This is a genomic window from Myroides albus (assembly GCF_024722315.1).
Classification (GTDB): domain Bacteria; phylum Bacteroidota; class Bacteroidia; order Flavobacteriales; family Flavobacteriaceae; genus Flavobacterium; species Flavobacterium album_A.
Window position 1 is genome coordinate 1,704,322 of the sequence record NZ_CP102754.1, and the last position, 12,416, is coordinate 1,716,737.

General features: G+C 35.6%; 11 protein-coding genes, 1 tRNA gene and 1 rRNA gene. 7 read left to right on the forward strand and 6 right to left on the reverse strand.

Annotation, left to right across the window (positions count from 1 at the left end):
- The first annotated feature begins 39 nt into the window (after window positions 1–39).
- Window positions 40–149 (forward strand): 5S ribosomal RNA (gene rrf / locus NWE55_RS07870).
- Window positions 150–371: 222 nt separating this feature from the next.
- Here the strand turns inward: rrf and NWE55_RS07875 are convergent.
- The gene (locus NWE55_RS07875; RefSeq protein ID WP_155091623.1) at window positions 372–848 is read right to left on the reverse strand and encodes a regulatory protein RecX; all 477 of its coding nucleotides are present in this window, start codon (window positions 846–848) and stop codon (window positions 372–374) included.
- 183 nt (window positions 849–1,031) lie between these two features.
- On the opposite strand from NWE55_RS07875, the gene NWE55_RS07880 reads away from it, so the two are divergent.
- Window positions 1,032–1,529 carry a DinB family protein gene (locus NWE55_RS07880; RefSeq protein WP_155091622.1) on the forward strand — a complete coding sequence of 166 codons (498 nt, stop codon included), beginning with the start codon at window positions 1,032–1,034 and terminating at the stop codon, window positions 1,527–1,529.
- 52 nt (window positions 1,530–1,581) lie between these two features.
- On the opposite strand, the gene NWE55_RS07885 is transcribed toward NWE55_RS07880, so the two are convergent.
- Window positions 1,582–1,661 (reverse strand) — tRNA-Leu (locus NWE55_RS07885).
- Between the two features lie 159 nt (window positions 1,662–1,820).
- On the opposite strand from NWE55_RS07885, the gene NWE55_RS07890 reads away from it, so the two are divergent.
- From NWE55_RS07890 to pth, 3 genes are all read left to right on the forward strand, one after another.
- On the forward strand, window positions 1,821–2,762 hold the full coding sequence (locus NWE55_RS07890; RefSeq protein WP_155091621.1) for a ribose-phosphate pyrophosphokinase: 942 nt from the start codon (window positions 1,821–1,823) through the stop codon (window positions 2,760–2,762).
- A 33-nt stretch (window positions 2,763–2,795) separates the two neighbouring features.
- Window positions 2,796–3,401, forward strand: a complete 606-nt coding sequence (locus NWE55_RS07895; protein WP_155091620.1) for a 50S ribosomal protein L25/general stress protein Ctc — start codon at window positions 2,796–2,798, stop codon at window positions 3,399–3,401.
- Window positions 3,402–3,538: 137 nt separating this feature from the next.
- Window positions 3,539–4,105 carry an aminoacyl-tRNA hydrolase gene (gene pth / locus NWE55_RS07900; RefSeq protein WP_155091619.1) on the forward strand — a complete coding sequence of 189 codons (567 nt, stop codon included), beginning with the start codon at window positions 3,539–3,541 and terminating at the stop codon, window positions 4,103–4,105.
- 55 nt (window positions 4,106–4,160) lie between these two features.
- On the opposite strand, the gene aspS is transcribed toward pth, so the two are convergent.
- From aspS to NWE55_RS07915, 3 genes are all read right to left on the reverse strand, one after another.
- Window positions 4,161–5,918, reverse strand: coding sequence for an aspartate--tRNA ligase (gene aspS, locus NWE55_RS07905; RefSeq protein WP_155091618.1), 1,758 nt, complete (start codon window positions 5,916–5,918; stop codon window positions 4,161–4,163).
- An 86-nt stretch (window positions 5,919–6,004) separates the two neighbouring features.
- Window positions 6,005–7,165: an MFS transporter gene (locus NWE55_RS07910; RefSeq protein WP_155091617.1), complete on the reverse strand. Its 1,161-nt coding sequence runs from the start codon at window positions 7,163–7,165 to the stop codon at window positions 6,005–6,007.
- Between the two features lie 33 nt (window positions 7,166–7,198).
- Window positions 7,199–8,269, reverse strand: a complete 1,071-nt coding sequence (locus NWE55_RS07915) for an NADH:flavin oxidoreductase/NADH oxidase (RefSeq protein ID WP_155091616.1) — start codon at window positions 8,267–8,269, stop codon at window positions 7,199–7,201.
- A 161-nt stretch (window positions 8,270–8,430) separates the two neighbouring features.
- Between NWE55_RS07915 and NWE55_RS07920 the strand changes: the two genes are divergently transcribed.
- The gene (locus NWE55_RS07920) at window positions 8,431–9,366 is read left to right on the forward strand and encodes a siderophore ABC transporter substrate-binding protein (protein ID WP_155091615.1); all 936 of its coding nucleotides are present in this window, start codon (window positions 8,431–8,433) and stop codon (window positions 9,364–9,366) included.
- Between the two features lie 30 nt (window positions 9,367–9,396).
- On the opposite strand, the gene NWE55_RS07925 is transcribed toward NWE55_RS07920, so the two are convergent.
- Complete coding sequence (locus tag NWE55_RS07925) at window positions 9,397–10,053, reverse strand: metal-dependent transcriptional regulator (protein ID WP_155091614.1); 657 nt, start codon at window positions 10,051–10,053, stop codon at window positions 9,397–9,399.
- 105 nt (window positions 10,054–10,158) lie between these two features.
- Between NWE55_RS07925 and NWE55_RS07930 the strand changes: the two genes are divergently transcribed.
- The gene (locus NWE55_RS07930; protein WP_155091613.1) at window positions 10,159–12,411 is read left to right on the forward strand and encodes a TonB-dependent receptor; all 2,253 of its coding nucleotides are present in this window, start codon (window positions 10,159–10,161) and stop codon (window positions 12,409–12,411) included.
- The last annotated feature ends 5 nt before the right edge of the window (window positions 12,412–12,416 follow it).

Genomic DNA, 12,416 nt, shown 5'->3' on the forward strand with positions numbered 1-12,416 from the left:
TAGTTAACAATATTAGTTACGTTAAAGTAACAACCGATTTAGGGTGGTTATTGCGGCGGGGCTCACCTCTTCCCATTTCGAACAGAGAAGTTAAGCCCGCTAGCGCAGATGGTACTGCTAACCAGTGGGAGAGTATGTCGTCGCCCTTCTTTTAAGAATCCCCAATCTCATATGAGGTTGGGGATTTTTTTGTTTATATACTTTAGATGATTGTAAAGTATTATTACGAATTTTTTTTATTGGCTTTATGTAATAGTGAGTTATATTTTGAGTTTAGAAAGACAGAATAGATATCTATTATGATCCAATTTTACTTTCTTTGTGAATTTTTTTGATATCTCACAGGTAATGATCAAAGAAAAAGATATATTTTATTTAGATAGCTCCTTTATCTTATCGTAAATAATATCAGATTCGTATCCTTTACGATAGAGGTAAGCATGTAATTTGGCTTTTTTCTTTTCAATATCTGTATCTTTCAAGGACTCCCATTTTAGGTTGCTTATACGTTCGAAAGTCTCATAGTATAAATCATCAGTTATTTCTTTTAAAGCAAGCTTGATTAAAGTGGAGGATATTTTTCTGAGTTTAAGTTCCGAAATTATTCTATTTTTACCCCAAGCACTTATTCTGTGTTTTCCTCTTGCAAAATTTCTTGCGAAGCGTTCTTCATTTAGAAATTTGTTTTCAATTAGGTAGACAATAATCTCGTCATGTTCATTGCTGGGAATATTTAAGTTATATAGCTTCGTTATAACTTCATTGTGACAACGATCTTGATAGGCACAATAGTTTTCCAATTTTTTTATAGCTTCTTTTGTTGAAATGTATTTGTTTGGTTCTGTCATGGAATAATAGTTTATCGTTAAGGGATAAATAGTTTGTTGATAGATTAGATTATTTGTCCTAATTGTTGCTAAATTAAAGAAATTAGAAGGAAGGTGTTCTATTTAATTGAATCCTTACTTAGTATTAATTGTAGTTATGTCTTACGTTTTCTTTTTTATTACATTTAAGTAAAATTTTGAACAATGAGTATTAGTAAAAGTTTTCTATTAGAGTTGCAACATGAAGTTGCAAGTAGTAAAAAGATTATTAGTTGTGTGCCAACAGAGAAATGGGATTGGAAGCCTCATACTAAATCTATGTCTCTTGGAGAATTGTCGAAACACATAGTGGAGTTGACAATTTGGACAGAGTATGTACTACTGTTAGAATCATTAGATTTTCAAAGTAATTACGAGCCTTTTAAGGCAGCTTCTACAGATGAGTTAATATCTTACCTTGATAAGTATGAAAAAGCTGTTATATCTGCTATAAATATGTTTGATGAAGAAAAGTGGATGGATGAGTGGCAACTGAAATCAGGTGAGCATGTTATTGTAGCAATGCCTAAAGTTGCTGCTAATAGATTTATTGTAAACAACCACATTTATCATCATCGAGGGCAACTTTCTGTTTATTTAAGATTATTGGATATCGCTATACCTGGAATGTATGGTCCGTCTGCAGATGATATGAATAAGTAATGGCACATAATGAAAATAAGAAAGCCTAACTCATTGAGTTAGGCTTTTTTTGTGCCCGGAGTGGGAATCGAACCCACACTCCGAAGAACACGAGTTTGAGTCGTGCGCGTCTACCAATTCCGCCATCCGGGCTGATGACTTATTGTTTGTGAGTGCAAATGTAGATAAAAAAAATTAGTTACAAAGAAATTTTTTAAAAAAAATCGTGTAGTCAATATATATTTTATAAATTTGCAACGCCTAAAAAAACAACTTAGGCTCTAACTAGCAACATAACAACTAATTATACAAATGTCATATTTCGAACCAGAAGCAAAGATTTTCGCCTGTTCTCAAAGCGTTGAGCTTGCTGAGAAAATTGCGAAAGAGTATGGGTGTGAACTTGGAAAAGTTTCTTTATCACATTATAGTGATGGGGAGTTTCAACCATCTTTTGAAGAATCAATAAGAGGAAGAAGAGTTTTTCTAGTATGTTCTACTTTTCCTTCATCGGATAATCTGATGGAGTTGTTACTTATGTGTGATGCAGCAAAAAGAGCATCAGCAAGACATATAACTGCTGTTATACCTTATTTCGGTTGGGCAAGACAGGATAGAAAAGACAAACCAAGGGTTCCGATTGGCGCTAAATTAGTTGCGAAATTGCTTGAATCAGCTGGAGCAACGCGTATCATGACAATGGATTTGCATGCGGATCAAATCCAGGGATTCTTTGAGAAACCTGTAGATCATTTATATGCTTCTACAATCTTTTTACCCTATGTAAAAAGTTTAGGGTTAGAGAATCTTACTATTGCATCTCCTGATATGGGTGGTTCAAAAAGAGCATATGCTTACTCTAAGTTTTTATCATCAGATGTTGTTATCTGTTATAAACAGCGTAAACAAGCAAATGTCATTGATAAAATGGAGTTGATAGGTGATGTAACAGGGCGTAATGTTATTTTGGTTGACGACATGATTGATACAGGAGGAACATTAGCTAAGGCAGCAGATATGATGATGGAGAAAGGAGCTTTAAGTGTGCGTGCAATCTGTACACATGCAATTCTATCTGGAAGTGCATATGAAAAGATTGAGCAATCTGCAATTAAGGAACTAATTGTTACGGATTCAATCCCTTTGAAAAAGCCATGTGAGAAGATTAGAGTGCTTAGTTGTGCACCGTTATTTGCAGAAGTGATGCACAATGTTCACGCTAATGAGTCAATTAGCAAAACATTTGTAGTCTAAGAAATTTATTAATTTTTTAAATATATATTTTAAATGAAATCAATTACAATTAAAGGATCAGAAAGAGAAAGCGTAGGTAAAGTTTCTACTAAAACCTTACGTAATGCTGGAATGGTACCTTGCGTAGTATACGGAGGAACTGAACCAGCTGTGCATTTTGCAGCAGAAGAAAAAGCATTTAAAAACTTGGTTTATACTCCAAACGTACACACTGTTGTAATTGAGTTGGAAGGTAAAACAATCAATGCTATTTTACAAGATATCCAATTTCACCCAGTAACTGATGAAATCTTACACATCGATTTTTATAAATTACACGATGATAAAGAAATCACATTAGATGTTCCTGTGAAAATCACTGGAAAATCTAAAGGTGTTATGGCTGGAGGTGTTTTAAACTTAAACTTACGTAAGTTGAAAGTTAAAGCTTTACCTGCTAATTTACCTGACTTCGTAGAGGTTAATATCTCTAACTTAGACATGGGTAACAAATTATACGTTACTGATGTAGCTACTGAGAACTATAAATTATTACACGCTGATAACACTGTTATCTGTCAAGTAAGAATTTCTCGTGCAGCAATGAAAGCAGCTCAAGAAGCAGCAAAAGCAGCAAAAGCTACTCCAAAGAAAAAATAATTTCTTTCGAGAGAAACATATTGATAAGCGCTTGTATTTATACAAGCGCTTTTTTTGTGATTGTAATTTATGATTTGTGTGAAATAAGTGTTTGATGTATTTTTGTGACATTCTATTATTTAAGAAAGATTAATCAAATGAAAAAGTTTTTGATTGTTGGGTTAGGCAATATTGGTGTAGAGTATATACACACCAGACATAATATAGGGTTTAAAGTAGTTGATGAAATTGCTAATGAACTTGATGGAGAATGGAAAACCGTTAAACTTGGCAGCCTTGCAGAAGTCAAAATTAAGGGGAGAACCCTTTTGTTACTGAAACCGAATACTTATATGAATCTCAGTGGTAAAGCTGTTCAGTATTGGTTAGAGAAGGAAAAGATTCCAATCGAAAACTTAATGGTTGTAACAGATGACTTGAATTTGGCATTTGGAACTATTCGAATCAAACCTAAGGGATCTGATGGAGGCCACAATGGATTAAAGAGTATTCAAGGTATTTTAAACTCTGCTGCTTATCCTCGTTTTAGATTTGGAATAAGCGATGAATTTAAGAAGGGACAGCAAGTAGATTATGTTTTAGGTACTTGGAGTGATGAGGAGAAAGAACTTCTTCCAGAGAGGCTTAAAATGGCTTCTAAAGCGATACAAGAGTTTGCTTTAGGAGGATTAGGCAATGCTATGAATAATTACAATGGAAAATAGTTATTTTGATTATATAATAAAAGGGAGTTACTTTTTGAGTAATTCCCTTTTGTATTTATTCTTGTGGTTGTACCACAGTGATGTGTAATTCTTCTAATTGTTCTGGCGTAATCGTCGCTGGTGCGTCTATCATTACGTCCCTACCTGAATTATTTTTTGGGAAAGCGATAAAATCTCTAATCGTTTCTTGCCCTCCTAAGATAGCCACTAATCTATCTAAACCAAAAGCTAAACCTCCATGAGGTGGTGCTCCATATTGGAATGCATTCATTAAGAATCCGAATTGTTTTTCAGCTTCTTCTTTCGTGAATCCAAGGTGTTTAAACATTAATTCTTGAGTAGCTTTATCGTGGATACGAATAGAACCACCTCCAATTTCGTTACCGTTTAATACCATGTCATAAGCATTAGCACGTACTTTACCTGGGTCAGTATCTAATAATGGAATATCTTCTACTTTTGGTGAAGTAAATGGGTGGTGCATTGCAAAATAGCGACCAGCTTCTTCATCGTACTCAAATAATGGGAAGTCGATAACCCATAAAGGAGCAAACTCATCAGATTTTCTCAATCCCATGCGGTTTCCTAATTCCATGCGCAGAGCACTTAATTGAGCTCTTGTTTTGTTAGCAGGTCCAGAAAGCACTAAAATCAAATCACCAGCTTTAGCACCAGTAACTTCAGCCCAATTTTTCAGGTCTTCTTGATCGTAGAATTTATCTACTGAAGACTTAAATGAACCATCTGCTTCACATTTACAGTACACCATACCAGAAGCACCTACTTGTGGGCGTTTTACCCAATCAATAAGAGCATCTATTTCTTTACGAGTATACGAAGCTGCACCTGGTACAGCTATACCAACTACTAATTCAGCACTGTTAAATACTCCAAATTCTTTATGTTGAGCTACAGCATTTAACTCACCAAATTCCATCCCAAAACGGATATCTGGTTTGTCGTTACCATATTTTCGCATTGCTTCTTCAAAAGTCATACGAGGAAACTTATCCACTTCAATTCCGTGAATTGATTTCAACAAGTGTCTTGTCATGCCTTCAAATGTATCCATAACGTCTTCTTGGCTTACGAATGCCATCTCACAGTCAATTTGAGTAAACTCAGGTTGTCTATCAGCGCGTAAGTCCTCGTCGCGGAAACACTTCACAATTTGGAAGTATCTATCCATACCACCTACCATTAACAGCTGTTTAAAAGTCTGTGGAGATTGTGGAAGCGCGTAGAATTGCCCTGCGTTCATTCGAGATGGAACTACAAAGTCACGAGCTCCCTCTGGAGTAGAACTAATTAAATATGGAGTTTCTACCTCACAAAAATCTTGAGCAGAAAGATAATTTCTTACCTCTTGAGCAACCTTGTGTCTAAACAATAAATTGTTTTTAACTGGGTTTCTACGGATATCCAAGTAACGGTATTTCATGCGAATATCTTCCCCTCCATCAGTATCATCTTCAATTGTAAATGGTGGTACTGCTGATTCGTTTAATACAGTTAGTGTATTTACTAAAATTTCTATATCTCCAGTTGGAATATTAGGATTTTTAGAAGCACGTTCAATTACTTGTCCTTTAACTTGAATGACAAACTCTCTCCCAAGGTTTTTAGCTGCTTCAAATACTGCTTTATCAGTTCTCTCAGCATCAAAGATTAACTGTGTGATACCATAACGGTCACGTAAGTCAACCCAAATCATAAAACCTTTATCGCGATGCTTGCTTACCCATCCTGACAGGGTAACTTCTGTATTTATATCCGAAGCTCTTAAGGCTCCGCAATTATGCGTTCTGTACATTGCTAAAAATTATTTCTACAAATTTATAAACTTATTGTGAATGAGAGAATAAAAGCTAAGACATTATACATAGATTTTATTAATTTCTAAGATTTTGCTATTTGCTTGTTTTTCATTAGGATAAAGATATAGGCTAATATCGCTCCGCATAAAGCAAGTCCTGCTCCAACCCATTCTGGAGAATTGTATCCTAATCCCATTGTGATTGGTATTCCTCCTAAGGATGCTCCCAAAGCATTTCCTATATTGAAAGAAGCTTGTCCTGCTGAGGCAGCTAACATTTCAGATCCTTTGGCATTGTTTATTAATAGCATTTGCAAAGGAGATCCTATTGTGAAAGCAACTAATCCTGTTATTAATGACATAGCGTAAGCCATCCATTGAATGTGAACTGTGTAATATACGATAATCAAACAAATCGCCATTGCACAGAAGGAAAAGATTACTGCTTTTGCTGGAGGGAAAGTATCTGCTAATTTTCCTCCTACAAAGTTTCCTAAGAACATTCCTAATCCTACTAAAGTCATTACTATAGGTATTTTTGCTTCTGCAATCAGGGCAATGTTGGTCATCATCGGCGCGATATAGCTTATCCACGCGAATAAACCTCCAGTACCAATAGAGATTAAAGCAACTAATACCCACGCTATTGGAGTTTTAAAGAAAGCTGTTTGCTTTTTTAAGTTGGTCTCTTTATCTGCTTCTAATTTCGGAACCCAAGCAGCTATTGTCAACGCTGATATTATACCCAGAGAAGCAATTAACATATAAGCTGTACGCCAAGAGTACTCGTGTCCAATATACGTACTCAATGGTACACCAACTAAATTCGCTGTAGTTAATCCTGCAAACATGATTGCTACAGCTTGTGCTTCCTTCCCTTTCTTTGCCAAGCGCGTAGCCACAACTGATCCAACACCAAAGAATGCTCCATGAGGTAATCCTGACATAAATCTCGATATGATTAATGTTGTATAACTTGGAGAGATTACAAATAATAGGTGAAAAACTGAAAACATGACCATTAAAGACATTAATACTTTATGTGGTGCATACTTATTGGATGACATCACTAAGAGTGGAGCTCCTACCACCACACCTAAAGCGTATGTAGATATGAAGTTACCCGCTTTTGGGATGCTTATCTTTAAGTCATTAGCGATATCAGGTAATAAGCCCATCATTGAGAATTCGGTCATTCCGATGGCTAATCCACCTACTGCTAATGCTATTAAACTTTTGTTCATTTTCTTTTGTTGAGTTTTAATTTTGTATAAATATTATATTGTTTCTTTTCCTCTTTCATATTGGTTTGCCCATTGTAAATCGACACCTAATTCGAGAGCCGCTTTCATTACAAAATGGGGATCTCTTAAAAAGGGTCTTCCTAAGAGAATACAATCTGCTTGATTGTTTGCTAAAATCTCATCGGCTTGTTTACCTGTTTTTATTAGGCCAACAGCCCCAACAAGAATATTAGCTTGTTGTTTGATCGCCTGAGCAAATGGTATTTGGTAATTTGGTTTGATGTCAATGGATTGGTGTTTTACCAATCCTCCCGAACTAACATCAATAAGTTCTACTCCTAATTGAGATACTATTTCTGAAAGCTTAATACTCTCATCCAACGACCAGCCTCCTTCTGCCCAATCTGTAGCTGATATTCTCAACCACAAGCTTTCGGTTGTCAATACTGACTTTACTTCCTTTATAATTTCGACTACTAATCGCGTTCTGTTTTCGAAGCTTCCTCCATATTGATCTGTTCGGTGATTGGTGAGAGGAGATAGAAACTGATGTATTAAATATCCGTGAGCTCCGTGTAATTCAATTATTTTGTAACCTGCTGCTACTGCTCTTATAGCACTTGCTTTAAAATCTGTTACAACTTTCTTTATCTCACTTAAAGACAGGGCTAATGGCGGATTTTCATCTACGTTAAATGGAATTGTTGACGGAGCTACCGTTTGCCAGCCATTTTCTTCATTTGCGCTGATTTGTGCTCTACTTATCCACGGTTTTTCACAGCTTGCCTTTCTTCCTGCATGGGCAAGTTGTATGCCTGGAACTGTTCCTTGTGACTTGATGAAAGTTGTTATTTGTTTGAGTTTATCAATTTGGTGATCTGACCATAAGCCTAAATCTCCATAGGTAATTCTTCCTTCTGGGCAGATAGCTGTTGCTTCTTGGATAATAGCGCCTACTTGCCCTATCGCAAACTGTCCATAGTGTACTAAGTGCCAATCTGTCGCAAAACCATCTATTGCTGAATATTGACACATTGGGGAAACAATTATTTTATTGCGTAAAGTATTGTCCCTTAGTTTTAAAGGAGTAAATAAAGTTTTCATAAGTTGTGTGTTGTTTGGTGGTGCAAAATTATTAATTCATTCTTGGAATAGAAGGTCTTTTGTCCTAAAAAGTGATTTTATTTTACAAAAATCTGTTTTATGTGATTCGTTGTGAAAAAGGTGCCTTATATTTGTTATTTATAATTAATTTAAATTAAAGTATGAGAAATTGTGTTAGGCTACTTGGAAGTGTAGCTTTGATGGCTATTGTTTTGACTAGTTGTAAGCAGACGAATAAGGAATCTCAATCTACAGAGACGTTAACGGTTGAGAATATGGGTAGATCTATTTCATTTGACAAGAAATTGGACAATGTTGTAGTATTTGACGTTGGTGCAATGGAGAATATGGTTGAACTTGGTCTTCCGTTCAAGGGTATGGCTAAAGTTTACAGTCCTAACTACCTTTCTAAGTACGCAGAAGATGACAATATTGTCAATGTAGGCTCTTTTATGCAACCTAATTTTGAAAAAATCAGTTCAGTTGATCCTGATTTAATCATCATGAGTAACTGGTTTGACAAGGATTACAGTGAGTACGCTAAGATCGCTCCTACGATTTCTTTAGGGATTTCTGGAAGTAATTATTTAGCAAGTACAAAAGAGAATATTGCTACGATAGGTCAAGTTTTCCAAGTTGAAGAGAAAGCTGAGCTTTTGATTAAGAATATTGACGACAAAGTTGCGCGTATTCACAACGCTATCAAAGACCGCAGTGAAAAGGCGATGTTGATTTTATACAACAATAAGAATTACAGTGTTTTTGATCCTGAGTCTCGTTACGGTTATATTTTTAAGCACCTTGGTGTAAAGCCTTCAGCAGAAGGAATTGAAGGAGGTAGTGACCACGGTAATGTAGTTTCAAGTGAGTTTATTTTGGAACAAAACCCTGATATCATCTTTATTATCGATCGCGGTGCTGTTATGGATAATCAAATTGCTGAGAAGAAAGAGGTTGAAAACGTTCTTATTCAAAAGACAAATGCATACAAAAATGGCAAGATCGTATACTTAGATCCAAACGCTTGGTATTTAGCAGGAGGGGGTTATATCTCATTGAACATTATGTTAGACGAGATTGAAAATGCCTACAAATAATAAAGAAAAGCCTCTATTTAGAGGCTTTTTTTATTGTTCTTTTACAAATAGATTACTTGCTATTTTCTTTGTTATAGTAATATTGTGATTATCTATTTTGACCGTGTAGGATTGGTCAAATGGTTCGATGTCTGTTATTTCTATTTTTGAACCTAAGGATATTTTTTGTTTATCCAAATATTGCAAAAACTCTGAAGATGAATCTTTTACTCCTACGCAGATAACTATTTTATTCGTTTCTACTTCTGATAATAACTTTTTATCAACTTGTTTTATTTCTCCTTTAGCGTTTGGAATTGGATCTCCATGTGGATCTTGTGTTGGATATTCTAAAAATGCATCGAGTTTATTAATCAGCTTTTCGGACTTTATATGTTCTAACTCCTCAGCGACATCGTGGACTTCATCCCAACTGAAACCAAGTTTATCGACTAAGAAAACCTCCCATAGTCGGTGTTTGCGAACAATCATCTTTGCAGCTAATAATCCTTCTGCAGTGAGTGTTACCCCTTGGTATTTTTGATACTTAATTAACTTTTTTTCATTAAGTTTTTTGATCATATCTGTTACAGAGGACGCTTTAGTTTCGATTTTAGCAGCTATTGCATTAGTTGAAATACCTTGTTGCTGTCCCAAAGACAGGTGGAATATGGTTTTCAAATAATTTTCCTCAGAATATGTAAGCATAATCGCGTGTTTTATTTTAAAAAAACAAAGTTACATTTTTTTTATTTATAAATATATTTTTAGCTTTGCCTAAATTTTAATTAATATAAGTAAAAATATATTTTTATGCGTGTAGCAATATGTTTTTTGTCAACCCTGTTTTTTGTTGGTTCCTCAATAGCACAAAACATTAAAGGAAGAGTAGCTTCTGGGGGGGCGAGTTTGCCTTATGCCACTGTAGCCATTGATGGCACAGCAAGTGGTGTGACAGCAGATGAGAATGGGAACTTTGTTTTGAGTCATCTCAAAGATGGAGCCTATCAAGTTAGTGCTGAATTTGTTGGTTATCAGAAACAGTACAAGCGCGTCAACATTAAGAACGGACAAGATGTAACTGTCAATTTTGAATTGAAAGAAGATTCTAATTTAGATGAGATTGTTATTTCGGGAACTTTAAAGCCTGTTTTAAAATCGGATGCCGTAGTACCAGTAGAGATTTACAATCCCGCTTTTTTTGCTAAGAACCCAACAGCAAGTTTATTTGACGCTGTTCAGATGATTAATGGTGTACAGCCTCAGTTAAACTGTAATGTATGTAATACGGGTGATATCCACATTAACGGGATGGAAGGTCCATATACAATGATTTTGATAGATGGGATGCCGATTGTTTCTTCTTTGTCAACAGTATATGGTTTATTCGGTATTCCGACGAGTTTGATTGAGCGAGTAGAGGTTGTTAAAGGACCTGCTTCTTCGCTTTATGGAACAGAAGCTATGGGTGGTATTATCAATGTAATTACCAAAGATCCTGAGCACGCTGCTAAATTAAGCGTAGATGCCTTTAGTACTACTTGGTTAGAGAACAATGTAGATTTAGGAGCAAGCTATAAGTTAGGAAAGAAAGTAAATGGTTTGTTTGGAGGTAACTACTTTAAGTTCGGAGAGCGAAAAGATAAGAACAACGATGGTTTTACTGATGTTACTCAACAAGAAAGAGTATCTGTATTTAATAAGTTTACGCTTAAGCGTCCAGAGAATAAAGTGGCAAGTTTAGCTTTGCGTTACGTATATGAAGATAGATGGGGAGGAGAGACAAACTGGGATCGCAAGAAACACAGAGGAGGTGAAGAAGTGTATGCTGAAAGCATCTTTACGAACCGATTTGAAGCAATTGGTATGTATCAATTGCCGACAACTGAAAAGATCTATACACAGTTCTCTTATATCTATCACGGACAAAATTCGATGTATGGTCCTGAATCATACGATGCAAAACAACAAGTGGCTTTTGCTCAAGCTTATTGGGATAAAGAGATTGGAAATCACAGTCTATTAGTAGGAGGATCATTTAAGTACACTTATTATGATGACAATACTCGAGCAACTGGAATTTATGATGAAAATGGTTTGGTAAAGAATCAGCCACAAGAGACACCGATACCTGGTATTTTTATTCAGGATGAATGGACTTTAAACAAAAAGAACAAGGTTTTGTTAGGTTATCGTTTTGACTATGATAAAACGCATTATGGCATTCACTCACCAAGGGTTGGATATAAGTATACGCCACATCCACATCATACATTAAGAGGTAGTTTTGGTACAGGTTTTCGCGTTGTAAATGTATTTACTGAAGATCACAGAGCCTTAACAGGGGCAAGAGAAGTTGTCTTTGCTGAAAAGTTAGACCCTGAAAAATCGTATAATGCCAATTTGAACTATACATTCAAGTTGCCTACTAATTTTGGAGTATTCAATTTTGATGTGAATGGTTTCTATACCTATTTTACGAATAAAATTGATGCAGATACTGATACAGATCAAACTAAAATTATATATGCGAATCTCGATGGACATGCAATTTCACAAGGAGTATCTCTAAACGTAGACATGACTTTTGATATACCATTGAAATTAATGGCAGGGGTAACTTATATGGATGTTTACCGCAAGGAAGACGGAGAACGCGAACAAATCTATCACGCGCCAAAATGGTCAGGTAATTTTATAGCAAGCTACAATTTTGGAAATGGATTTAGTGCTGATTTAACTGGGGACTGGAAAGGGCCAATGAGATTGCCAAGAGTTGAAGATGACTATAGACCTGAGTATTCACCTTGGACTGTCTTGACTAATGTTCAGGTAAGTAAGAAGTTTAACAATGGTTTGGAAGTTTATGGAGGTGTAAAGAACTTATTTAACGTATTGCCAAAAGAAGATCCTATTGCAAGATGGTGGGATCCATTTGGAGAGCCTGGTAATGGCGTGACACCGCCAAATGGGCGCAATGATGTCATTTTTGAACCTAATGATTACAGTTATACTCCACTACAGGGAATCAGAGGTTTCTTAGGAGTTCGATATAATATATTTTAGTTAGT

Coding starts and splice junctions, on each gene's coding strand:
- NWE55_RS07925 (WP_155091614.1), bottom strand. CDS start 10,053: ATGCTTACATATTCTGAGGAAAATTATTTGAAAACCATATTCCACCTG.
- NWE55_RS07895 (WP_155091620.1), top strand. CDS start 2,796: ATGAAATCAATTACAATTAAAGGATCAGAAAGAGAAAGCGTAGGTAAA.
- NWE55_RS07910 (WP_155091617.1), bottom strand. CDS start 7,165: ATGAACAAAAGTTTAATAGCATTAGCAGTAGGTGGATTAGCCATCGGA.
- NWE55_RS07875 (WP_155091623.1), bottom strand. CDS start 848: ATGACAGAACCAAACAAATACATTTCAACAAAAGAAGCTATAAAAAAA.
- NWE55_RS07880 (WP_155091622.1), top strand. CDS start 1,032: ATGAGTATTAGTAAAAGTTTTCTATTAGAGTTGCAACATGAAGTTGCA.
- NWE55_RS07890 (WP_155091621.1), top strand. CDS start 1,821: ATGTCATATTTCGAACCAGAAGCAAAGATTTTCGCCTGTTCTCAAAGC.
- NWE55_RS07920 (WP_155091615.1), top strand. CDS start 8,431: ATGAGAAATTGTGTTAGGCTACTTGGAAGTGTAGCTTTGATGGCTATT.
- NWE55_RS07915 (WP_155091616.1), bottom strand. CDS start 8,269: ATGAAAACTTTATTTACTCCTTTAAAACTAAGGGACAATACTTTACGC.
- pth (WP_155091619.1), top strand. CDS start 3,539: ATGAAAAAGTTTTTGATTGTTGGGTTAGGCAATATTGGTGTAGAGTAT.
- aspS (WP_155091618.1), bottom strand. CDS start 5,918: ATGTACAGAACGCATAATTGCGGAGCCTTAAGAGCTTCGGATATAAAT.
- NWE55_RS07930 (WP_155091613.1), top strand. CDS start 10,159: ATGCGTGTAGCAATATGTTTTTTGTCAACCCTGTTTTTTGTTGGTTCC.